This is a genomic window from Pseudomonas sp. FGI182 (genome assembly GCF_000511325.1).
GTDB classification, from domain to species: Bacteria; Pseudomonadota; Gammaproteobacteria; order Pseudomonadales; family Pseudomonadaceae; genus Aquipseudomonas; species Aquipseudomonas putida_Z.
This window is the reverse complement of sequence record NZ_CP007012.1, coordinates 390,472-412,907: the sequence shown is the minus strand read 5'-3', so window position 1 is coordinate 412,907 and position 22,436 is coordinate 390,472. Positions and strand designations below refer to the sequence as shown.

Here is a 22,436-nt window from a genome sequence, read left to right as displayed (position 1 = left end):
CGGCCCCGGCAATCTCGGATCAATCCTCCGCTCGCAGTTGCAACTCAACCATCAGGTCATCCGCCAGGCTCTCCAGTCGCTGCTGTAGTTCTTCGAGCGGCAGAGTCAACGGCAAAGCCAACAACGCATCTGCATGAAACAACGGCTCGCTGCTCATCGGCGCCGGCCGCACTTCTGTTGAAAACCGCTCGACGTTCACCTGCAATTCAGCCAGCAGGCGGGTGATATCACGCACGATCCCCGGCCGGTCATTACCTACCAGCTCCATGGCAATCGGCTTCCAGGTGCACGACGGCTCGATTCCGCTCTCGGCAATCAGCACGCGAATGTCATAGCGGACCAACCCCTGCAGCGAAGCCACCAGCTCGTCGTAGTTTTCCGCCGGCACCGCCACCCGCAGGATGCCGGCAAACTGCCCGGCCATGCGCGACATGCGGCTTTCCAGCCAGTTGCCACTGTGGTCGGCGATGCACTGGGCAATGCGCTCGACCTGGCCGGCCTTGTCAGGGGCAATCACAGTCAGTACAAGATGATCCACAAGCCCTTCCTCGTGTCGGACCGCGCCGTGCGGCAGAAAATCGGGGGATCGACTCAGTATAGGCAAGGCGCGGCAACCTGCCGCAGGGCAATCCGCATAACGAATCGTGTACTGTTTCAAGATTTATCTGGAACAATCCACCTGTTTTTTGCGAACATACTCACTCCCAGCGTGACCATACGCGACCAACGGGTCGCATAACGGCGCTTTTAGTCTGATTTTGCCCCGCCTACTGCTTCATGTAGTATCCCGTGGCGCGGACTACAAAACGTCGTTTGGATGTCTGCCAAGGCGCCTGTGAAAATACGCACACTGTCTGCCAGCCGGTCTGGCAGGCCGCACCCAGCCGCGCTCGGGGCTTTACTCGGGGGCATGCACTGGTGCCGTGTTTAGAGAAGCGCTACAGGCTTAATACAGAAGAGCGAAATAGCTGAGCAGAGTGAGGCAAGCAATGACTGGATACGTTCAAGTCGGTGGCCTTCAGGTCGCCAAGGTCCTGTACGACTTCGTGAACAACGAAGCCATCCCAGGGACCGGCATCGTCGCCGAGCAGTTCTGGGCGGGTGCAGAGAAGATCATCAATGACCTCGCTCCAAAGAACAAAGCCCTGCTCGCCAAGCGCGACGAGCTGCAAGCCAAGATCGACGCCTGGCACCAGGCACGCAAAGGCCAGGCCCACGACGCCGTAGCCTACAAAGCATTCCTCCAGGAAATCGGCTACCTGCTGCCACAAGCCGGCGATTTCCAGGCCACCACCCAGAACGTGGACGAAGAAATCGCCCACATGGCCGGCCCACAGCTGGTCGTACCGGTGATGAACGCCCGCTTCGCCCTGAACGCCGCCAACGCCCGTTGGGGTTCGCTGTACGACGCGCTGTATGGCACCGATGCCATCAGCGATGAAGGCGGCGCCGAGAAAGGCCAAGGCTACAACAAGGTACGTGGCGACAAGGTCATCGCCTTCGCCCGCGCCTTCCTCGACGAAGCCGCGCCACTGGCGGCCGGCTCGCACGTCGACTCCATTGGCTACCGCATCGAAGGCGGCAAGCTGGTAGTTGCCCTGAAAGGTGGCAGCAACAGCGGCCTGCGTGACGACGCCCAGCTGATCGGCTTCCATGGCGATGCCGCCGCGCCGACTGCCGTGCTGCTCAAGCACAACGGCCTGCACTTCGAAATCCAGGTCGACGCCAGCACCCCGGTCGGCAGCACCGACGCCGCCGGCGTGAAAGACATCCTGATGGAATCGGCGCTGACCACCATCATGGACTGCGAAGACTCGGTTGCCGCCGTCGACGCCGACGACAAGGTGATCGTCTACCGCAACTGGCTGGGCCTGATGAAAGGCGACCTGGCCGAAAGCGTGAGCAAAGGTGGCAAGACCTTCACCCGCACCATGAACCCGGACCGCGAGTACGCCGCGCCCAACGGCGGCAGCGTGACCCTGCACGGTCGTTCGCTGCTGTTCGTGCGCAACGTTGGCCACCTGATGACCAACCCGGCGATCCTCGACGCCCAAGGCAACGAAATCCCCGAAGGCATCCAGGACGGCCTGTTCACCAACCTGATCGCCCTGCACAACCTCAATGGCAACACCAGCCGCAAGAACACCCGCAGCGGCAGCGTGTACATCGTCAAGCCGAAGATGCACGGCCCGGAGGAAGTAGCCTTCGCCGCCGAGATCTTCAGCCAGGTCGAAGACCTGCTGGGCATGAAGCGCAACACCGTCAAGGTCGGCATCATGGACGAGGAGCGCCGTACCACGGTCAACCTCAAGTCGTGCATCAAGGCCGCAGCCGAGCGCGTGGTGTTCATCAACACCGGCTTCCTTGACCGCACCGGCGATGAAATCCACACCTCGATGGAAGCCGGCGCCGTGGTGCGCAAGGGCGCCATGAAGAACGAGAAGTGGATCGGTGCCTACGAGAACAACAACGTCGACGTTGGCCTGGCCACCGGCCTGCAAGGCCGTGCGCAGATCGGCAAAGGCATGTGGGCCATGCCCGACCTGATGGCGGCCATGCTCGAGCAGAAGATCGCCCACCCGCTGGCCGGTGCCAACACCGCCTGGGTGCCGTCGCCGACCGCCGCCACCCTGCATGCGCTGCACTACCACAAGGTGGACGTACAGGCGCGTCAGCGTGAACTGGCTTCGCGTACCCCGGCGTCGGTGGACGACATCCTGGCCATCCCGCTGGCCGCCGACACCAACTGGTCGGCCGAAGAGATCCGCAACGAACTGGACAACAACGCCCAGGGCATCCTCGGCTACGTGGTGCGCTGGATCGACCAGGGTGTGGGTTGCTCGAAGGTGCCGGACATCAACAACGTCGGCCTGATGGAAGACCGCGCCACCCTGCGCATCTCGGCCCAGCTGCTGGCCAACTGGCTGCGCCATGGCGTGGTCAGCCAGGAGCAGGTGCTGGAAAGCCTCAAGCGCATGGCCGTGGTGGTCGACCAGCAGAACGCCGGCGACGCCCTGTATCGCCCGATGGCACCGCACTTCGACGACAACGTCGCGTTCCAGGCTGCGGTAGAGCTGGTGGTGGAAGGTGGCAAGCAGCCGAACGGCTATACCGAGCCGGTACTGCACCGCCGTCGCCGCGAGTTCAAGGCGCGTAACGGGTTGTAAGCGACATCTGCGACAGGGGGCCGCTTTGCGGCCCTTTCGCGACACAAGGCCGCTCCTACAGGTACCGCGCAAGGCTGAGGTCTGGCGCAGTACTTGTAGGAGCGGCCTTGTGTCGCGAAAGGGCTGCAAAGCAGCCCCACTCCTGCACTACTCGATCTTCAGTTCTTTCTTCACCAGCTCCAGCAGCCTGTCCAGATCAACCGGCTTCAGCAGAAAATCCACAACCCCCAGGTGCATCACGTCCACCGCCTCTTTCACATCGGTGTCACCCGACACCACGATGATCGACAACGCCGCCCGTTCCGACTCGCGAATCTGCCGGATCAGGTCCAGGCCATCCTCGGGCTGCATGCGCAAATCCGTGATCATCAAGCCGATTCGTTGCTGGTAGTGCAGGTATAGCCTGGCTTCCTCGGCCCCATCCGCTCCGACACAGTCGATCCCCCGGCTTTTCAGGTACAGGATCAGCGCCTCACGGTTCACTGCATTGTCATCCACCACCAGCACCAACGGCTTGGCAGCCACAGGCGCACTTACGACTGCCAATGCCTCGCGCTCGGCGTCGCTCAGGATGTCGTGTTGCTCAGGCATGCTCATCTCGTCAAAAAAATTCCGCTTCAGCATTAGGACCGCAGAACTTGCGTAACCCGGCTGGCCTTTCGTCGGGTCTTTGACAGGGGCGCTCATAGACTTACGTCCAATGGGCACCACCCCGCCGCAAGCCGACCATGGAGGCAGAGAACAACATGGCCGGCACCTATATATAGATATATATAGTTCGGCATAGCGATACGGTCAGTTTCATGAGCAAAAAGGACGCCTACAGCCAGGCGGGCAGGACAGCAGTGCTGCAGAACATCCAGGGCACCCTGCAGTTCCTGCAGCGTTTTCCGCCGTTCAACCAGATGGAACACAGCCACATGGCCTACCTGGTCGAACAGTGCCAGCTGCGCTTCTATGCCAGCGGCGAAAGCATCGTCAAACCTGCCGACGGGCCGGTCGAGCACTTCTACATCGTCAAGCAGGGCCGCGTGGTGGGTGAGCGCCAGCACCTGGTCAAGCCTGGTGTGGAGACCACCTTCGAAATCACCAGCGGCGAATGCTTCCCGCTGGCTGCCCTGCTCGGCGAGCGAGCGACCCGTACCGAGCACCTGGCCGGTGAGGACACCTTCTGCCTGCAGCTGAACAAGGCCGCGTTCATCCGCGTGTTCTCGATGTCGGAAGTGTTTCGGGATTTTGCCCTGCGCGGGGTCAGCAGCCTGCTCGACCAGGTCAATCAGCAGGTACGCCAGCGCGCGGTGGAAACCCTCGGCACCCAGTATTCGCTGAACACGCCACTGGGTGAACTGGCCATGCGCCACCCGGTGGTGTGCAGCCCCGACACGCCCCTGCGCGACGCCGTGCGGCTGATGCACGAGCAGCAGGTCGGCAGCATCGTGGTGGTCGACCCGCAGCGCTACCCCACCGGTATCTTCACCCTGCGCGACCTGCGCCAGGTGGTGGCGGCGGCCGATGCCGACCTGGGCGCGCCCATCGCGCGGCACATGACCGCCCAGCCGTTCTACCTCAGCCCCCAGGCCAGCGCCTTCGACGCAGCCATGGCCATGACCGAGCGGCATATCGCCCACGTATGCCTGGTGGAAAACCGACGCCTGTGCGGTGTGGTTTCGGAGCGCGACCTGTTTTCCCTGCAACGGGTCGACCTGGTGCACCTTGCGCGCACCATCCGCCATGCGCCACGCCTGGATACCCTGGTCTCGCTGCGCGGCGAAATCAGCCAACTGGTCGAGCGCATGCTGGCCCATGGCGCGTCCTCCACGCAGATCACCCAGATCATCACCCTGCTCAACGACCACACCGTGTGCCGGGTGATCGAACTGGCGCTGGCCGAGCGCGGTGACCCGGGCGTGCCGTTCAGCTGGCTGTGCTTTGGCAGCGAAGGGCGACGTGAACAAACCCTGCACACCGACCAGGACAACGGCATCCTCTTCGAAGCCGCCGACGGCGCCGAAGCCGACGCCATCCGCGCCCGCCTGCTGCCGCTGGCGCAATACATCAACCAGTGCCTGGCCCAGTGTGGCTTCACCCTGTGCAAGGGCAACGTCATGGCCGGCAACCCCGAGCTGTGCCTGTCGCGCAGTGAGTGGGCGCGGCGTTTTGCCGGTTTTGTCCGCGAAGCCAGCCCGGAGAACCTGCTGGGTTCGAGCATCTATTTCGACCTGCGCGTAGTGTGGGGAGACGAGCAAGGTTGCGAGCAGCTGCGCCAGGGCCTGCTGGACCAGGTGGCCGACAACCGCATCTTCCAGCGCATGATGGCTGACAACGCCCTGCGCCAGCGCCCGCCGGTGGGCCGCCTGCGCGAGTTCGTGCTGACCCGCCAGGGCAACGACAAGGCCGCCACCCTCGACCTCAAGGTCCAGGGCCTGACGCCCTTCGTCGATGGTGCCCGGCTGCTGGCCCTGGCCAACGGCATCGGTGCCTGCAATACCCTGGAACGCCTGCGCCAGCTGGTGGCCAAGGGCGTAATCGAAGCACTGGACGGCGCAGCGTATGAAGAGGCCTACCACTTCATCCAGCAAACCCGCATGCAGCAGCACCAGCGCCAGACCCGCGACAACCTGCCCTATTCCAACCGCCTGGACCCGGACAGCCTCAACCACCTGGACCGGCGCATCCTGCGCGAGTCCCTGCGCCAGGCCCAGCGCCTGCAAAGCAGCCTGGCCTTGCGGTACCAGCTATGAGCCTGTTCGCCTGGCTGCGCCCCAGTGCGCCCGAACTGGACCATGCCACGCGCCAGCGCCTGGCCCGGCTGCCCAAGGCCGCGCCCCTGGGGGTGTGTACCCTGCGCGAGCAGCGCTGGGTGGTGCTCGACCTGGAGACCAGCGGCCTGAACCCCAACCGTGACCAGGTGCTGTCGGTTGGCGCCGTGGCCATCGAAGATGGCGCCATCGACTTTGCCCAGCAATTCGAACGCACCCTGCACCGGCCTTTGCAGAAGACCAACGCCAGCGTGCTGATCCATGGCCTGGGCCCGAGTGCCCTGGCTGCCGGTTGCGACCCGGCCGAGGCGTTGCTCGACCTGCTCGACTTCATTGGCAATAGCCCGGTGCTGGCATTCCACGCGCCGTTCGACCAGCGCATGCTGGCCCGTGCACTGAAGGAAAGCCTGGGCTATCGCTTGCACTCGCCCTTCCTGGATGTTGCCGAACTGGCACCGATGCTCAACCCCGACACAGTGCTGCGCGAGGCCGGGCTGGATGACTGGGTGGCGCGGTTTGGCCTGCAGGTAGAGGAGCGCCATCATGCCAGCGCCGATGCCTTGGTGACCGCCGAGCTGGCGCTGATCCTGTTCAGCCAGGCCCGGCGCCAGCAGCTGGACAGCCCGCTGCAGCTGGAGCAGCGGCTGCGCGGCTGGCGGCGGCGGAAAGCGCACAATCACGGCCTGTGAAGATCCTGTAGGAGCGGCCTTGTGTCGCGAAAGGGGCGCGCAGCGGCCCCACATTTTCAGCTTCGCCGCAGATATGGCCGGGGCTGCCATGCAGCCCTTTCGCGACGCAAGGCCGCTCCTACAACGACCGAGTTGCTGAACGGCCACCTGCCGTTTCCATGATGGCCATCCGATAAGCGTCCATTGCACCCACCCCCTCCCCTCTGCAACAATCGCGAATAATTATCGTTAGTTAATGCATTCGTTCCGGGGGGACGCTGCTTGTCTTCTGCACAGAGCCCACACGCCGATCTGGTCGGTGCGCTGTACCGCGACCACCGCGGCTGGCTGCTCGCCTGGCTGCAACGCAGCATGGCCTGCCGCCAACGTGCCGAAGACCTGAGCCAGGACACCTTCGTGCGCCTGCTCGGCCGTGAGCAACTGGATACGCCCCGCGAACCCCGCGCGTTCCTGGCCGCCGTGGCCAAGGGCCTGATGTTCGACCACTTCCGCCGCGCCGCGCTGGAACAGGCCTACCTGGCCGAACTGGCCCTGATGCCGGAAGCCGAACAACCTTCCCCGGAAGTGCAGCACCTGATCCTCGAGGACCTCAAGGCCATCGACCGCCTGCTCGGCAAGCTGTCGAGCAAGGCCCGCGCAGCATTCCTGCACAATCGCCTGGACGGTATGAGCCATGCCGAAATCGCCGAGCGCATGGGGGTTTCGGTGTCGCGGGTGCGCCAGTACATCGCCCAGGGCATGCGCCAGTGCTACGTGGCCCTGTACGGGGAGCCGACGTGAGCAGTGCACCGGTTTCGTCCCGGGTGCTGGAAGCCGCCATTGCCTGGAAACTCAGCCTCGACAACGGCAGCGGCACACCCGACGAGCGCAGCGAATTCATGCGCTGGCATGCCGCCAGCGAGGAGCACGCCCGCGCCTGGCGCCAGCTCGGCGCCATGGACCAGCGCGTGAGCGCCGCTGCCGGCCCGGCACGCCAGGCCCTGCTGCAATCGCGCGCCGGCCTGCGCCGACGCATCGGCAAGGTCGGCGGCGGGCTGGCCGGCATGTTTCTTTTGGGCTCGCTGCTGGCCTGGGTCGGCGCACCATCGCTGGCACCGAGCTACTGGCTGGCCGACCAGCGTACCGCCACCGGCGAACTGCGTACCCTGCGCCTGGAAGACGGCACCTTGCTGAGCCTGAACAGCCACACTGCCGTGGATATCGACTACGCCGGCGAGCAACGGGTGATCGTGCTGCACCAGGGCGAGATTTCGGTCGAAACCGGCCACCAGGACCCGCGCCCGCTGCTGGTGCGCACCGACGATGGCCGCCTGCGCCCATTGGGTACGCGCTTCCTGGTACGCCGCGAGGACGACGGCACGCGCCTGGAGGTGTTGCAGGCCTCGGTCGCCGCCATGCCGCTGAACAGCGGCGACGAACAGGTGCTGCGCGAAGGCCAGCAGGTGCTGATGAACGCCAACGGCCTTGGCCGGATCGGCACGGTGCCAGCCGGTGCCGACGCCTGGACCCGCGGCATGCTGGTGGTGGACAACGTGCGCCTGGCTGACCTGCTGGCCGCGCTCGGCCAGTACCGCAGCGGTTACCTCGGGGTGGACGACCAAGTCGCCGACCTGCGTGTGACCGGCAGCTTCCCGCTGACCGACACCGACCTGGCGCTGTCGTCGCTGGTGCCGGCACTGCCGGTGAAGGTCGAGCGGCATACGCCGTGGTGGGTGACCGTCGTTCCCAAGTAGGCCTGCACCGGCCTCTTCGCGGGTAAACCCGCTCCCACAGGATTGCACCAGCCTCAAAGCCCCCGCGATCCCTGTGGGAGCGGGTTTACCCGCGAAAGGGCCGGTACAGGCAAAAACCAATTTCAAATAATTCTCAATTTATTTCAGATTCGCCCTGTCACTTTTCAAATCTCGCTCGGCAAGGAAGCAGAAAGCACTTATCCGTCGAGGAGCCGCTGCATGTCCCGTGCTGTTGATCGTATCCTGCGCCCCAGCCTGATGGCCCTGGCCATCGCCGTGGCCGCGCCATTGGCCAGCCCTGCCCTGTTCGCCGCCGAGCAATCCGCTCAGCGCGCCTACGACCTGCCCAGCGCCCCGCTGGCCACCACTCTCAACCAGATCGCCAGCCAGGCCGGCATCACCCTGGCCATCGACCCGGCACTGGTCAGCGGCCGCACCTCGGCCCCGGTGAGCGGGCAGTACGATGGCCTTGGTGCCCTGCAGGCCGCCCTGCGCGGCACCGGCCTGCAGCTGCAGCAAAGCAGCGTGGGCAGCTACAGCCTGGTGGCTACGCCGGAAGGGACACTGGCGTTGCCGGAGACTGCGATCAATGCGACTTCCAACTATGAAAGCGCCTGGGGGCCGGTAGAGGGTTACACCGCGACCCGGACAGCGGCTGGCACCAAGACCGACACCGCCATCGCCGAACTCCCCCGCTCGGTAAGCGTGATCACCCGCCAGCAGATGGAAGACCGGCCGGTGCTCAGCCTGAACGATGCCCTTCGCTACACCGCTGGCGTGCAAAGCAGCGGCTATGGCTCCGACTCGCGCAGCGACTGGTTGCTGGTACGTGGTTTTGAGCCTACCCAGTTCCTCGATGGCCTGCCATTGCCCAAGGGCAACTACGCCACCCCAAAGATCGAACCCTGGAACTTGGAGCGCATCGCCGTGCTGCGCGGCCCGGCTTCTTCGGTCTACGGCCAGACTCCACCAGGCGGCCTGCTGGACATGACCAGCCGTCGGCCGCAATTGGAAAGCAGCCACGAAATCGAAGCCCAGGTTGGCAGCAACAACCACAAGCAGATCAACTTCGACAGCACCGGCAAGCTCGACGATGCAGGCCAGTTCCTGTACCGAGTGAGCGGCACCGTGCGTGACAGCGGTGCGCCGGTAGACCACATCCCGGACAAGCGCTACAACATCGCGCCCAGCCTGACCTGGAACATCAACGACGATACCAAGCTGACGTTCATCAGCCAGTACACCCGCGATGACACCGGCATCACCGGCCAGTTCCTGCCACTGCAAGGCACCAAGCTGGATAGCCCCGCAGGCAAGATTTCGCACCACAAGAACCTGGGCGACCCGGATTGGGAGTCCTACGACCGCACCTACTACCACCTGGGCTATGCGTTCGAGACCCGCCTGAACGATACCTGGCAGTTCCGTCAGAACCTGCGCTACGCGCGTAACGAACTGGACTTCAAGGGCATTACCGCCGGTGGTTCGATCTGGCCAGCCGGCCCGGACGAAGCTGTCAGCGCCGATGGCACCGTGCAACGCACCGCCGGTATCGTCGAGGAGGACATCTCCCAGTTCGCCCTGGACAACAACTTCCAGGCCGACTTCCAGACCGGCCAGGTTGCCCATACCCTGCTGCTGGGTCTCGACCACCAGCGCTCGGACAGCAATGCCCGCTGGCGCTGGGGCTCGGCGGGTGTGCCACCGAGCAATATCCACAACCCAATCTACGGTCAGGATTTCTCGAACGTTCAGTACTTCGACATGTACGACTACGACCAGAAAACCCAGCAGACCGGCCTGTATATCCAGGATCAGATGGCTCTGGACAACTGGCGCCTGACCCTTGGTGGCCGTGAGGACTGGGTGCACACCGGCACCACCTTCCACAACAAAGGCGACGCCACCAACACCCAACGCGACAAGAAATTCAGTGGTAACGCAGCACTCAGCTATGTATTCGATAACGGCCTGACGCCTTACATCTCCTATGCCGAGTCGTTCCAGGCCGCCACCGGCTCCACCGTCAACAGCACCGATGCCTTCAAACCAACCGAAGGCAAGCAATACGAACTGGGCATCAAGTACCAGCCTCCAGGCAGCAATAGCCTGTTCACCGCTGCTGTGTTCGACCTGACACAGGAGAACATGTCGGTGACCGAGGGAGGTGTCACCCGCCAGGTAGGCGAAGTGCGCGTAAAAGGCCTGGAGTTGGAGGCTACCTCGGATGTGACCGAGAACCTCAAACTGGTGGGCTCGTACACCTACAACGACAGCGAAATCATCAAAGGCACCAGTGACGAGAAAGGCAAGCGCATGGCGCAGGTGCCGCGCAACCAGGCTACTGCCTGGGCTGACTACACCTGGCACAGCGGACCACTGGATGGGTTTGGGGTCGGCGTTGGCGTGCGCTACGTGGGCGACACCTACGGTAATACCACTAACACCGATTGGGGGCATGTTGGGTCCTACACCGTGTACGACGCTTCGGTGCACTACGACCTGGGCCGCCTGAACAGCACCCTCAAGGGGGTGACCGTAGCCGTGGATGCGAAGAACCTGTTCAACAAGGACTACTTGTCTACCTGTGACGGGTACTACTGCTACTACGGCGACGAGCGCAACGTGGTGGCCAGTGTCAATTACAAGTTCTGAGTGAGCCGGGCCATTCGCAGCACAAGGCTGCTCCTACAAAGGCCAACGCGGTCCCTGTAGGAGCGGCCTTGTGTCGCGAAAGGGCTGCGCAGCAGCCCCAGCTTCCAACAGGCAAAAATCGGTACCGTGATGAAAAGCCCAACCATCCGCCGCTGGTCGGTGATCCACACCTGGAGCAGCCTGGTCTGCACCCTGTTCCTGCTGTTGCTGGCAGTCACCGGCCTGCCGCTGATCTTCCACCACGAACTCGAACACCTGCTCGGCGACGCCCCCGAACTGCAGGAAATGCCGGCCGATACACCACACCTCGACCTGCAGCAGTTGGTAATCAAGGCCGAGCAGCACCGCCCCGGCGAGGTCATGCAGTACTTCGGCTACGACGAGGACGAAGCCAATGGCGTAGTGGCCATAACCGCCGCCACCGCCGGCACCGAGCCCAATTCGTCGCACACCTTCATGCTCGACGCCCGCACCGGTGAAGCCGTGGCCATGCCGGCAGCCAACGGCGGCTTCATGATGACCATGCTGCGCCTGCACGTGGACATGTTCGCCGGCCTGCCCGGCAAGCTGCTGCTGGCCTTCATGGGCGTGCTGTTCGTCGTGGCGATCATCTCTGGCACCGTGCTCTATGCACCGTTCATGCGCCGCCTGGACTTCGGCACGGTGCGCCACGGCAAATCCCGTCGCCTGCGCTGGCTCGACCTGCACAACCTGATCGGCGTGGTCACCTTGGCCTGGGCTCTGACGGTAGGCGTGACCGGTGTCATCAGCGCGCTGTCGGACCTGGTCATCGCCGCCTGGCGCAACGACAGCCTGGCCGCCATGGTTGCCCCATACCGTGATGCCCCACCGCTCACCGAACGCGCCCCGGCCACCCACCTGCTGACCATCGCCGAACAGGCCGCCCCCGGCATGCGCCCGGACTTCATCGCCTTCCCCGGCACACGCTTTTCCAGCGAGCACCACTATGCGGTGTTCATGAAGGGCGCCACGCACCTGACCTCGCACTTGCTCACGCCCGTGCTGATCGATGCGCGAACACTGGCGGTGACCGCCGTCGGCGAACGCCCCTGGTACATGGATGCCATGGGCCTGTCGCAACCACTGCACTTCGGCGACTACGGCGGCCGGCCAATGCAAATCCTGTGGGCGCTACTCGATGTGCTGACCATCATCGTCCTCGGCAGCGGCTTGTACCTGTGGTGGGGCAAACAACGCACGAAGCGGGAGGCGCGGGCATGAGCCACAAGTCACAGCCGACCTGGCGCATCTTCATCTGGCCGATGGTCGTGGCCTTGCTCACTGCCGTGGGGCTGTTTGCCGCCTTGCTGGGGGACGGGGTCTGGGACAGCCTGGCCTGGCTCGGCCTGGGGGTGTCGGCGGCTCTCGGCCTGCAAGGTTTCTACGCTCGTCCACGGCAGTAACCGGGTAATACCCGCACCCTCTTTTGCCGCGACATGGTTGGCTGCCATTTTCCAAGGAGCCATACCATGACACCTTTGCAGCGCCTCGAAGCGCTCGATCAACAACTCATCGCCCTTGAGCAAGGCAAACCCGAACTGGCGGGCGAAACGGAACCGGCCGCCCTGCGCCAGCGTTTTTTTGGTGACCTGGCAGCGTTCTGGAACGACCCTGTCGAAACAGGCCACAGCCGCGTCCGGCAACTGCGCGAACTGCGTCATGAGCAACTTCTGGCCGAACTGGAACTGCGCCTCGCCGACCAGACCCTGGACTACAGCCACATCAGCCTGCTGCGCACCTCCCTGGAGCTGCCGCTCCCCTGGCAGCGCAACCACCTGCCAGACACCCACCGGGCGCAGGTTTATCGGCCGGTATTCAACCGTTCAAGCCCCCATGGCCGGTTGCCGTTACCCGGCGTGCTGGTATTGGTGGCAGAAGCACCGGAAGGGGCCGTTGCCGAGCCTGCAACAGCCACAGGCCAGGCACTGCTGTGCAGCGTGTCTCATGGCGTTGAAGGCTTCGCCAACCTGGCCGAACTGCACAGGGAGCTGTGCGAGCGCCTGGACGACCCCATGCAAAGCCGGCCAATGCTGCAACTGCTACCCCGCCTGCAGGACCAGGAACTGGTCCGGTGTGCCGACCGGCTGCGCTACGAGTGGTTTACCGGCGACCTGGTCGAACAACAGGCCACTGACGTGATCGACGCGCAGCATCAACGGCTCACCATCGCCTGGCACGCCGCCTGGGCGCTTGACCAGAACCCGGATCTGCCGGCACTGAAAAGCATCCTGGCCAAACAGCAGTCACTGACCGCTCTCATGGGCAGCCAATATGCGTTGTCCACCCGTTATGCGCTATTGCTGGAAAAACACCTGCCCGCCTGGCTGCGCCAGAGCTCCACGCAAAGCCTGACGCACATCATGCAAACGATCCAGGAGCTCGCCGGGGCCATCACCCAGGCTGCTGCACCCGGCCTTTTGACCCTGGAGGCGTTCGGCAATCGGCATCACCTGTTGGCATGGGTGCGCGAACGCCTTGGCAAGGCGCTGCGGCGCGAATTCTCCATCGACTTGCCTGCCGAAAAAGTCTGCATAACCGTCACGCTTGCACACCGCACCGGCCCGCTGATCAACCCGCTGGCACCTTCGGGTTACGTGGCCGTTGCCAACCGTCGCCATGTCGGTGGCACCATCGAACTGGTAACCACCACCTACCGCCTGGACGAGCTGGCCCTGCTGAACATCGGCTGGTTCGACGTCGATTACTGGCTGACTGCCCGAATACACCACGAAGACGGTTCCACGCTGGAGTCAATATCCGCAGAAGGGGTAAAGCGCCTGGTGCGCGAGCTTGACGCCGGCAGTGGTTACATCCGCTACCTGCGAACCCACCTGCTGGAGTCTCCAGGTGCGCGCTGGCGCATGCAATGCCACGGCAACATGAACCGCGCCCGCATGCGCGCCGAGGCGGCCAAGGCCCGCTATGCCAGGCACTTTCTGAACGATACCCACGAGCGAGGCTATCGCTGGGTCAAAGCCGTCACCGACCACCCCGACAACAATTGGCGCCCTACCATCGACGAGCATCGTATCGCGGTGCGCCAACTGATCATCGACGGGCACACGCTGCAAGGGGTACTGCTGCTCAATGCCGAGAGCGACAACCAGCCGTCGCTGGTGCTGTATACACCGGACGCTCCCGACCGGCGCGCATGGCGTGAATACCCCGATACCCGGGCGCTGCTCAGAACCCTTCGCAGCACGCCTGCCTTGCGAAAATACCTGATCCAGCGCGCGCCTCTGGCTGATGGCAAGCGGCTCGACAAATTGGTGCGCAAGGGCCGCCTCGGGCCATATGTGCAAAAGCCGATGATCAACGGCAACCTCTTCGATGCCCTTTACAAGGCCCAGGTCCACGCCATGATCGCCGAGGCCGATACCAACAGCCGCAGCAACCGCGAGCTGCTCGGCGAGTACGGGCTGTCGACGCTGCGCCTGGTTCTCGACATGATCAGCCTCGTGCTACCGGCCCCGACAATGTCAGCCCTGGCCTTCGGCCGTATGTCGATTTCGCTGTGGGACGGCTTCGAAGCCCTGGAAAAAGAGGATTACGCAGCAACCTTCCACCACGCCATGGCCGCTTTGAGCCACAGCGCCGACGGGTTGTCCAGTTTCGCTGGCTCGCCCCTCATGCGCCGGGCGATGCGCGGCCTGCCACCGCAACCCCCGCGCCCACTGCCGAAAACCCACGAAGCGGCCGTGGACGTGAGCAAGCTGCGCTACCGGATCGATGGGGTTCATGGCGAGGAAGTGTACGAACAGATCAACAGCGTGCCAGGCCCGGACCGTTACTTCGTCAAGGACAGCCAGGGGCGGTTGTACAACGTCCACTTCGACGGCTATCGCTGGCGGGTGCTCGACCCCAGGCAGCCGGATGCCTACGCGCAGCTGCCGATCAAACGGCTGCGCAATGGCAATTGGGTGGTCGATTCCACCGTGCTTTGGCATGACGGGTTGCCTGACGTAGCCCAGCTGTTGGAAGAGGTACGTCTGCAACCGCCGCTCGAGGGCGAACCGGTGGCAGGGGAAGCCGACCTGCACGACGCCGGGGGGCAACTCTATCTGCAGCTGGGTGAACAGCAGTTGCCGGTTCGTCGGCACCTGCTCGCCGGGCATTACCATCTGCTGCTGCCCGAGAAGGCACTGGGCGCAGTCCACGCCTGGGCAGTACTGCGCCAACAGGGCGGCCAATGGCGCATTCGCGTGCGCCAGCCAGGCCGCAGCAGCGACTGGCTGGCACTGCCGGCGGATTACTCGGCCAGCTTGGGCAGCAGCCGGTCCAGCCGCTGATGCAAGGCACTGCCACTCGGCCAGTTGCGCAGCAGCCGCGCCCGATCACGGGCGTAGGCCGGGGCGAAGCTGAGCTGGGTGGCGTGCTGGCACATGGCGTCGAGGTCGATCAGCGACCACTGGCCGTTGTGCCAGAACAGGTTGTGGCCCTTGAAGTCGCCGTGGCTGATGCGCTCGCGAATCAGTTGCTGCATCACATGCACCAGGGCATCCACCTGCTCCTCGGGCGCATCGCCGTTATCCACGTAGGGCGCGAAGCATTCGGCCAGGTCCGGGCCATCGACATACTCGGTGACCAGGTAGGCACGGCTTCGCAACCCCATCACCCGCTGCTCCAGCACCGCGAGTGGACGCGGCGTGGCAATGTCGAGGAATTCCAGGCGGTGGCCTTCGATCCAGGAATGCCAGGCCCGGCTCGGGCGCCAGAAGCGCTTGAACCAGTGCGCGGTGTTCTTGATGTTGTAGCGTTTGAGCACCAGCGTGCGGCCGCCAACCTCGATGCGCGCCACACTGGCCGCACCACCGGTCTTGTACAGGTGGCCCTGGTCGATCAACGCGTCGGCCTGCTCCAGCACCGGCAACATGGCTTCGACCTCGTCGCGGCGGACTGCCCGCAAGCCCGAAAGGCTGCGCTCGACACTGAACAGGCTGCATTCACGACCAGCCTTTTCCAGGTAATCCTTCTGGCGCCAGCTGCGCACCTTGTCCACCTGCTTCTGCAAGGCTTCCAGCGGCAGCGCATGCTCGGCGTTGGCCAGCAGGTAGTGCACCAGCAGTTCTTCGATGAACGGCTCCAGGCGCTTGGGTAGCTGGGCGAAGAATACCCCCAGGTTTTCCAGCACACGTGGGCGCGACAGCTGCTGGCCAGGCGTTTCGGCCTTGATGCCGGCGCCGTCGATCAGGTACAGCTTGCCGCCGTGGCGCAGCAGGTTGTCCAGGTGCAGGTCTTCCTGCCACAGGCCCCGGGCGTGCATGTGCGCCACTGCGGTGAGCGCCTCGCCCAGCACCAGGTGCTGCTCGTCGGCCAGTACCGGCAAGCTCTCCACGGCCGCCCAAGCATCGGCCAGGCTTTCGGCGCCGTCGAGGAATTCGAACAGCAGCCAGCCGCCCTCGCCTTCCTTGAGGCCGTCGGCCAGCAGCTTCGGCGTGGTCAGGCCCTGCTCGGCCAGCAGCTTCACGCCTTGCAGTTCGCGTTGGAAATGCCGTGCAGCGTTACCACCGACCAGCAGCTTGGCCAGCACCGGGGTACCGCGCCACACGCCGGCGCCTACATAGCGCTGGCCCGGCAGCACGCGCAGCAGGCTGAGCAATTGCAGGTCGGCCGTGCCGGCAGCATCGGCGAGGGTGATGCTCAGGGGCAACGAGGGGCTGCGCCCGGCCTCTTTCAATTCAGACAAACGCATCAGCGGGCCTCTTTTTCACGACGGCGTTGCGTCAGGCGTTGCAGCCAGGTATCGACCAGCGTGCCATCGGCAGGCTGCGCCAGGTAGCTGGCCAGCAAGGTACGTACATCACGCTCGCTCCAGACCGGGGCGCGACGCAGCAGCGGCTCCAGGTCCTTGAGACGGTCACGCATGCCGAACAGCAGGGGGCGGGTCTTCTCCAGGTCGATCAGTTGCGCGTCCCAGCCTTCGCGGCGCTGGCGCAGGAAGATGTGCTTGGGGTAGAAGCAGCCATGCACCTGGCCGGCGCTGTGCAGGGTGCGCGCCAGCTGGCCGCAGGCCTGCAGGACGCCATTGCGTTCAGCATCGCTCAGTTGTGGCCACTGGGCCAGCAGGCTGTCGAGGTCGGCCCATTCGTCCAGGGCGCGAGTCATCAGGATCGCCCGGTGGGTGCCGCCTTTCTTGCGCTCGCCATAGAACACCGCCTGCAAGGCCGGAATCTGCAGCTTCTGGTAACGGCTGATGTTGCGGAATTCGCGGGCGAAGGTCGGCTCGCCGAATGGCCGGTGCAGGGTACGGGTCAGGTAGTCGCTCTGGCGCTTGAGGTAGTAGCCCTTGCCTTCGAGCTCCAGGCGGAACACGCTGCTCCAGCCACCGCGGCCGGTGTTCGGTTCGTCCACGGCATCCAGTTGCAGCGCCCACAGCGCCTCGAAGTCGTCCAGGCCATGGCGTTTGAGCAGCGCGAGGTCCGCGCTGGCCAGGTAATCGGTCATTCCCTTCCCTCGAAAAAGCTCACCACCTGGCGAATGCGCTTCTTGTCACGCACATTCAGCCGGTCGCGGCCACGGTATTGCAGGTAGAAACGCAGGCGCTGGGTTGCCGACAGGTGGTATTTGGCCACTTTGTCCAGGCACGCCAGGTCCTTGATCATCCGGTGCCGCCACATGAAGCCGCGCCAGAAATCGCCGGTGGGGCAGTCGATGAAGAATAGCGTGCCCTGGTCGTCGACCAGCAGGTTGCGCCATTTCAGGTCGTTGTGGGCGAAGTGGTGCTGGTGCATGACCCGGGTGTGGCGCGCCAGCTGGCTGCTGACATGCCCGACCCAGGCGCGATCGGCCAGGCGTGCATCGTTGCGCTCGGCCAGCGCCGACAGGTCTTCGGTGCGCGGCAGTTCGCGGGTGATCATGGCCCCCCGGCCAAAGGCCAGGCCATTGCGCTCCAGGCCCCAGGCCACCACTTCGGCAGTGGGGATGCCCCACTTGTCGAACTGCTTCAGGTTCTGCCATTCGGCCTTGATCCGCGGCCGGCCCAGGTAACGGCGCATGTGCTTGCCGGCCCCGGTGTAGCGCTTGACGTAGTAATTGACCCCGTCACGCTCGATACGCACCACCTCGCTGATCGGGTCGCGGGTCAGGCGCTCGCCTTGCAGGGCAAATACCGCTTCCAGGCTGCCGAAGTCCGCCGCCAGGTGTTCGTAGCCCGGCGCCAGTGTCCACCCCGCCATCAGAGTGCATCCCCATAACGTTGCTTGCGGTCGTAGAGTTTCTGCGCCTTGCGCTCCAGCCAGGCGAGCAGCGCGGCTTCATCCTTCAGGACCTGCCGCAGCGGGCGCTGGAAGTAACCGCGCAGGAAGCGCAGCTTGTCGCGCTGGGTCAGGCCGATGTCCAGCGCCGAGAAGTACAGCGCGGCCAGGTCCTTGTCACGCCAGCGGCGGCTGATTTTCGCCCGGGTCTGCGCGCGGTGCAGGTCGATCACCGACAGTTTGAAGTCATCCGCCGTCACCGGGCGGTCGGTGTGCAGCAGGAAGTGGCAGATGTAGCAGTCGCGGTGGTTGACCCCCGCGCGGTGCATGCCGCCGGTCATCTTCGCCACTTCGGCGATCAGCGCGCGCTTCAGGCGCGGCTCGGGCGGCTGCCTGACCCAGTCGATGCTGAAGTCTTCCAGGCTGATGGTCGGCGCCAGTTCTTCGGTGATGATGAACGAGTGCTGCGCGGCCGGGTTGCTGCCACGCTCGCCATAGGCGACGGCAGTCATGGTCGGCACGCCAACCTGGTGCAGGCGCTGGATGGCCTGCCATTCCTGGCCGGCGCCAAGCACCGGCAGCTTGGCGGTAAGCAGGTTCTTGAAGATCTCGCCCCAGCCAATGCCGCGGTGAATCTTGACGAAGAAGCCCTCGCCAGCGACCTCGGTGCGCAGCGTGCGGCGCCCTTCCAGTTCGCGATAGACCTCGCCTTGCAGCGCCTCCACGGCATCGAAGGCATCACGCCCGGCCCACAGGCGCTTGAACGGTTCGGCCAGTATCAGCTTCATGCGGACTCCTGCCCCAGGATCACGTCGGCGGCATGCTGCGGCATGCTGTACAGATCGGCGGTTTCAGCAAACGCCAGGCCGTTGCGCGACCAGCTGGCGCGGGCCTGTTGGTCTTCGAGCATGCGCTGCAGGTAGCCATTGAGCTGTTCCTGCTCGAACGGCTCGTCCAGCACCAGGCCGCTTTCGGCCTCGGCAATGTAGTGGGCGTAGCCGCACACCTTGGAGACCAGCACCGGCAGGCCGGCCACCAGCGCCTCGAGCAGCACCGTGCCAGTGTTCTCGTTATACGCCGGGTGGATCAGCAGGTCGGCGCCCAGCAGGAAACGCGGGATGTCGCTGCGGCCCTTGAGGAACTGCACCTGCTCGCCCAGGCCCAAGGTAGCGCTTTGCAGCTGGAATACCTTGGGGTCATCCTGGCCGATTACCATCAGCCTGGTGCGCTTGCGCAGGGCCGACGGCAGTGCGGCCAGGGCCTTGAGGCTGCGGTCAACGCCCTTGGTCTTGAAGCCCGAGCCAATCTGCACCAGCAGCAGGTCGTCATCGCCCAGGTTGAATTCCTTGCGGAAATCGGCGCGGATTTCGTCGGCATTGGCCGGCGCGCGGCGGTCCTGGGAAATGCCCGGCGGCAGCAGGTGGAAACGCTCCACCGGGGTGCCGTAGTGCTTGATGAACAGCGGCTGCTGCACTTCGGAAATCATCAGCACTTCGGTATGGGCGTCCTTGGCGAACACCGCACGTTCGTACTCGGCAAAGTGCCGGTAGCGGCCCCAGCGGCGGTACAGGCCGCCACGCAGGGTCTGCGCCTTGTCCTCGAAGCAGCCGTCGGCGGCGTAGTACACGTCCAGCCCAGGCATCTTGTTGAAGCCGATCAGGCGGTCGACCGGGCGCTTGGCCAGGTCGGCGGCCATCCAGGCGCTGAGCTTCTCGTTGCGGCGGTGGTTGAAAATCGCCTTCACCGGCGCCACCAGCACTTCGAAGCCCGGCGGAATGTCACCCTCCCAGATCAACGTGTACACACGGATCTGGTGGCCCCGCTTCTGGCATTCCAGGGCAATGCGCATGAAGTCGCGCTGCAGCCCGCCGAAGGGGAAATATTTGTAAAGCACGAAAGCCAGTTGCATCAACGGACATCCTCAGCCAGCAGCAACGCGCTCAAGCGGCTCGCCACATGCTCGGGATTCAGGCGAGTGAAGCACAATGGCCACTCGCGTTTCAGATCGAACCGGCGCAGGTCGTCGGCGCTCGGTTTGTAGGTGCACTTCTTCTGCAGGCAGGGCGCGCAGGGCCAGTCACTGGCCTGGTGAATCTGGGTCCGTCCGTAGGCGCCGGTCAGGCCCGGGTTGGTCGGGCCGAACAGCGAAATGGTGGGCACATCGAGTGCCGCCGCCAGATGGCCGAGGCCGGTATCGACCGCCACGCAGGCTTTTGCCGCCGCCAACACGCGTGCGACGCCGGCAAGGTTCAATTTGGGGAGCACCTGGCAGTTGTTCAAGCCCTGGGCGATGCGCTCGGCCCGCGCCTTCTCGGCCGGGTTGCCCCACGGCAGGCGCACTTCCAGCTTGCGCCGGCCCATGCGCTCGGCCAGTTCGCGCCAGTAGGCTTCGGGCCAGTGCTTGGTCGCCCAGGTGGTGCCATGCAGGAACACTACATAGGGGGCGGCCGGCGGCAGTTGCAGGCGCTCGAGGTCGAGGCCGTAGTTGCCGATGCCTTCCGGCAGGTCGTAGGCCAGGGCCATGGCGAACAGCTGGCGCACCCGCTCCACCGCGTGCTGGCCGGTGGCAACCGACAGGCGCCGGTCATAGAAGCGGCTGGCCCAGCCTTCGCGGGCCGAGTAGCGGTCCAGGCCAGCCACCGGCGCCTTCACGTAGCGGGTCAGCCAGGCCGATTTGACCAGGCCCTGGGCGTCGATCACCAGGTCGTACTTGCGCTCGCGTACACGTTGCTTGAACGCCTTCCACTCGCCGCTCTTGATGGTTTGCCAGAGGTTCTTGCGCCAGCGGCGAATGGCCACCGGGATCACCTGGTCGACCGCCGGGTGCCAGCTGGGGATTTCGGCGAAGCCTTCTTCCACCACCCAGTCGAAGCGGATGCCAGGGATGGCGTGGGCGGCATCGGTAAGCGCCGGCAAGGTGTGGATCACATCACCCAGCGACGAAGTCTTGATGATCAGTACCCGCACTTAGTCGACCTCGGCCACGGTATCGATCAGGTCCGGCCCGGTCAGGCTGTGCAGGGCAGCAATGACTTTGCCCGGTTCCAGCAAGCGCAGGCAGTTGTAGTGGCCGAAGCGGCAGGTGCGGTCGAAGCACGGGCTGCACTCGATGCCGGTGCGCACCACTTCCACGTGCTCGGCCAGCGGCGGGGTGAAGCCTGGCGAGGTCGAGCCGTACACCGCCACCAGCGGGCGGTTCAGCGCGGCGGCCACGTGCATCAGGCCCGAGTCGTTGGACACCACGGCATGGGCGCAGGACATCAAGTCGATGGCCTCGGCCAGCGAGGTTTCGCCGGCCAGGTTGGACGATTCTTCACGCAAGCCCGGGATCAGCCGGTCGCGGATCTGCTCACCGACCGGGTGATCGTTCTTCGAGCCGAACAGCCACACCTGCCAGCCCTGGCGGATCATCGCATCGGCCACGGTGGCGTAGTGCTCGGCCGGCCAGCGCTTGGCCTCGCCGAACTCGGCACCGGGGCACAGCGCCAGCACCGGGCGGTCCAGCTCCAGGCCGAACTTGGCCAGGGCGGCGTCGCGGCTTTGCGCTTCGATCTGCAGGCTGGGGCGCGGGTACGGTTGCGGCAGCTCGGCGCCGGGCGCGTAGGCCAGGGCCATGAAGCGCTCGATCATCAGCGGGTAGCGGGCCTTGTCCAGCTTGCGCACGTCGTTGAGCAGGCCGAAGCGCATTTCGCCACGCCAGCCGGTGCGCTTGGGGATACCGGCAAAGAACGGCACCAGCGCCGACTTGAGCGAGTTGGGCAGCAGGATGGCCTGGTCGTACTGACCGGCCAAGGACTTGCCGATGCGTCGCCGCGTGGCCAGTTCCAGTGCGCCGTGGCCGAGCGGGAAGCTCAGGGCCTGACGGACCTCGGGCATGCGTTCGAGGATCGGCCGGCTCCACTCGGGGGCCAGCACATCGATCACGCAGTCGGGGTGCTGCTGTTTCAGGCACTGGAACAGGGTCTGCGCCATCACCATGTCGCCGACCCAGCTGGGGCCAATGATCAGTATTCTCATGCTTAGTCCAGAAACGCTCGGGGAGGCTACAGGCTGCGGTACAGCCTGGCCTCCCCTCTTTATATTCAGGCTATGTGGCGGACAGTGTACCACCGGTGGTGAGGCATGAGCCTTTGGGGCTGCTTTGCAGCCCATCGCGACACAAGGCCGCTCCTACAAGGGAATGCGATCTCCTGTAGGAGCGGCCTTGTGTCGCGATGGG

General features: G+C 64.6%; 18 protein-coding genes. 9 read left to right on the top strand and 9 right to left on the bottom strand.

From position 1 onward, the window contains the following. Positions 1–19 precede the first annotated feature (19 nt). Positions 20–538 (bottom strand): glycine cleavage system protein R, encoded by a 519-nt coding sequence (locus C163_RS01755; protein WP_025337425.1) that lies wholly within the window; start codon positions 536–538, stop codon positions 20–22. A 451-nt stretch (positions 539–989) separates the two neighbouring features. Between C163_RS01755 and C163_RS01750 the strand changes: the two genes are divergently transcribed. After that, on the top strand, positions 990–3,167 hold the full coding sequence (locus C163_RS01750) for a malate synthase G (RefSeq protein ID WP_025337424.1): 2,178 nt from the start codon (positions 990–992) through the stop codon (positions 3,165–3,167). Between the two features lie 147 nt (positions 3,168–3,314). Here the strand turns inward: C163_RS01750 and C163_RS01745 are convergent, their stop codons facing one another. Next, positions 3,315–3,854: a response regulator gene (locus C163_RS01745; RefSeq protein WP_025337423.1), complete on the bottom strand. Its 540-nt coding sequence runs from the start codon at positions 3,852–3,854 to the stop codon at positions 3,315–3,317. A gap of 116 nt (positions 3,855–3,970) precedes the next feature. On the opposite strand from C163_RS01745, the gene C163_RS01740 reads away from it, so the two are divergent. The 8 genes from C163_RS01740 to C163_RS01705 all read left to right on the top strand — a co-directional run bounded on the left by C163_RS01740 (position 3,971) and on the right by C163_RS01705 (position 15,313). After that, entirely contained in the window at positions 3,971–5,908 is a 1,938-nt protein-coding gene (locus C163_RS01740) for a DUF294 nucleotidyltransferase-like domain-containing protein (RefSeq protein ID WP_025337422.1), read from the top strand. Then, positions 5,905–6,615, top strand: coding sequence for a PolC-type DNA polymerase III (locus C163_RS01735; RefSeq protein WP_025337421.1), 711 nt, complete (start codon positions 5,905–5,907; stop codon positions 6,613–6,615). The genes C163_RS01740 and C163_RS01735 overlap by 4 nt, the downstream gene beginning before the upstream one ends. A 261-nt stretch (positions 6,616–6,876) precedes the next feature. Then, a complete protein-coding gene (locus C163_RS01730) occupies positions 6,877–7,395 on the top strand; it encodes an RNA polymerase sigma factor (protein ID WP_025337420.1) in 519 nt (172 codons plus the stop codon). Continuing rightward, positions 7,392–8,348 (top strand): FecR domain-containing protein, encoded by a 957-nt coding sequence (locus tag C163_RS01725; RefSeq protein WP_025337419.1) that lies wholly within the window; start codon positions 7,392–7,394, stop codon positions 8,346–8,348. Before C163_RS01730 ends, C163_RS01725 begins: the two co-directional genes overlap by 4 nt. A gap of 219 nt (positions 8,349–8,567) precedes the next feature. Continuing rightward, positions 8,568–11,003 (top strand): TonB-dependent siderophore receptor, encoded by a 2,436-nt coding sequence (locus C163_RS01720; RefSeq protein ID WP_025337418.1) that lies wholly within the window; start codon positions 8,568–8,570, stop codon positions 11,001–11,003. 129 nt (positions 11,004–11,132) lie between these two features. After that, positions 11,133–12,245 carry a PepSY domain-containing protein gene (locus tag C163_RS01715; protein WP_025337417.1) on the top strand — a complete coding sequence of 371 codons (1,113 nt, stop codon included), beginning with the start codon at positions 11,133–11,135 and terminating at the stop codon, positions 12,243–12,245. Then, on the top strand, positions 12,242–12,427 hold the full coding sequence (locus C163_RS01710) for a hypothetical protein (RefSeq protein ID WP_025337416.1): 186 nt from the start codon (positions 12,242–12,244) through the stop codon (positions 12,425–12,427). Before C163_RS01715 ends, C163_RS01710 begins: the two co-directional genes overlap by 4 nt. Positions 12,428–12,493: 66 nt before the next feature. After that, positions 12,494–15,313: a dermonecrotic toxin domain-containing protein gene (locus tag C163_RS01705; protein ID WP_025337415.1), complete on the top strand. Its 2,820-nt coding sequence runs from the start codon at positions 12,494–12,496 to the stop codon at positions 15,311–15,313. Here C163_RS01705 and C163_RS01700 read toward each other — a convergent pair. The 7 genes from C163_RS01700 to waaF are packed head-to-tail and all read right to left on the bottom strand — an operon-like array spanning position 15,274 to position 22,234. After that, positions 15,274–16,716, bottom strand: a complete 1,443-nt coding sequence (locus tag C163_RS01700) for a lipopolysaccharide kinase InaA family protein (RefSeq protein WP_025337414.1) — start codon at positions 16,714–16,716, stop codon at positions 15,274–15,276. The two genes, C163_RS01705 and C163_RS01700, sit on opposite strands and share 40 nt — an antisense overlap. Then, on the bottom strand, positions 16,716–17,468 hold the full coding sequence (locus C163_RS01695; RefSeq protein ID WP_025337413.1) for a lipopolysaccharide kinase InaA family protein: 753 nt from the start codon (positions 17,466–17,468) through the stop codon (positions 16,716–16,718). Before C163_RS01695 ends, C163_RS01700 begins: the two co-directional genes overlap by 1 nt. Beyond that, positions 17,465–18,199: a lipopolysaccharide kinase InaA family protein gene (locus C163_RS01690; RefSeq protein ID WP_025337412.1), complete on the bottom strand. Its 735-nt coding sequence runs from the start codon at positions 18,197–18,199 to the stop codon at positions 17,465–17,467. The genes C163_RS01695 and C163_RS01690 overlap by 4 nt, the downstream gene beginning before the upstream one ends. After that, the gene (gene rfaP, locus C163_RS01685; RefSeq protein WP_025337411.1) at positions 18,199–19,005 is read right to left on the bottom strand and encodes a lipopolysaccharide core heptose(I) kinase RfaP; all 807 of its coding nucleotides are present in this window, start codon (positions 19,003–19,005) and stop codon (positions 18,199–18,201) included. The genes C163_RS01690 and rfaP overlap by 1 nt, the downstream gene beginning before the upstream one ends. Further along, the gene (locus C163_RS01680; protein WP_025337410.1) at positions 19,002–20,126 is read right to left on the bottom strand and encodes a glycosyltransferase family 4 protein; all 1,125 of its coding nucleotides are present in this window, start codon (positions 20,124–20,126) and stop codon (positions 19,002–19,004) included. Before C163_RS01680 ends, rfaP begins: the two co-directional genes overlap by 4 nt. Further along, on the bottom strand, positions 20,126–21,184 hold the full coding sequence (waaC, locus tag C163_RS01675; RefSeq protein WP_015268679.1) for a lipopolysaccharide heptosyltransferase I: 1,059 nt from the start codon (positions 21,182–21,184) through the stop codon (positions 20,126–20,128). The genes C163_RS01680 and waaC overlap by 1 nt, the downstream gene beginning before the upstream one ends. Then, positions 21,185–22,234 (bottom strand): lipopolysaccharide heptosyltransferase II, encoded by a 1,050-nt coding sequence (waaF, locus tag C163_RS01670; RefSeq protein ID WP_013970536.1) that lies wholly within the window; start codon positions 22,232–22,234, stop codon positions 21,185–21,187. Positions 22,235–22,436: the final 202 nt, after the last annotated feature.

What these genes read in the sequence shown, in the direction of transcription:
- rfaP (WP_025337411.1), bottom strand. Translation starts at nt 19,005, where the DNA reads ATGAAGCTGATACTGGCCGAACCGTTCAAGCGCCTGTGGGCCGGGCGT.
- C163_RS01705 (WP_025337415.1), top strand. Translation starts at nt 12,494, where the DNA reads ATGACACCTTTGCAGCGCCTCGAAGCGCTCGATCAACAACTCATCGCC.
- C163_RS01690 (WP_025337412.1), bottom strand. Translation starts at nt 18,199, where the DNA reads ATGGCGGGGTGGACACTGGCGCCGGGCTACGAACACCTGGCGGCGGAC.
- waaF (WP_013970536.1), bottom strand. Translation starts at nt 22,234, where the DNA reads ATGAGAATACTGATCATTGGCCCCAGCTGGGTCGGCGACATGGTGATG.
- C163_RS01735 (WP_025337421.1), top strand. Translation starts at nt 5,905, where the DNA reads ATGAGCCTGTTCGCCTGGCTGCGCCCCAGTGCGCCCGAACTGGACCAT.
- C163_RS01740 (WP_025337422.1), top strand. Translation starts at nt 3,971, where the DNA reads ATGAGCAAAAAGGACGCCTACAGCCAGGCGGGCAGGACAGCAGTGCTG.
- C163_RS01745 (WP_025337423.1), bottom strand. Translation starts at nt 3,854, where the DNA reads ATGAGCGCCCCTGTCAAAGACCCGACGAAAGGCCAGCCGGGTTACGCA.
- C163_RS01700 (WP_025337414.1), bottom strand. Translation starts at nt 16,716, where the DNA reads ATGCGTTTGTCTGAATTGAAAGAGGCCGGGCGCAGCCCCTCGTTGCCC.
- C163_RS01695 (WP_025337413.1), bottom strand. Translation starts at nt 17,468, where the DNA reads ATGACCGATTACCTGGCCAGCGCGGACCTCGCGCTGCTCAAACGCCAT.
- C163_RS01710 (WP_025337416.1), top strand. Translation starts at nt 12,242, where the DNA reads ATGAGCCACAAGTCACAGCCGACCTGGCGCATCTTCATCTGGCCGATG.
- C163_RS01720 (WP_025337418.1), top strand. Translation starts at nt 8,568, where the DNA reads ATGTCCCGTGCTGTTGATCGTATCCTGCGCCCCAGCCTGATGGCCCTG.
- C163_RS01715 (WP_025337417.1), top strand. Translation starts at nt 11,133, where the DNA reads ATGAAAAGCCCAACCATCCGCCGCTGGTCGGTGATCCACACCTGGAGC.
- C163_RS01680 (WP_025337410.1), bottom strand. Translation starts at nt 20,126, where the DNA reads ATGCAACTGGCTTTCGTGCTTTACAAATATTTCCCCTTCGGCGGGCTG.
- C163_RS01750 (WP_025337424.1), top strand. Translation starts at nt 990, where the DNA reads ATGACTGGATACGTTCAAGTCGGTGGCCTTCAGGTCGCCAAGGTCCTG.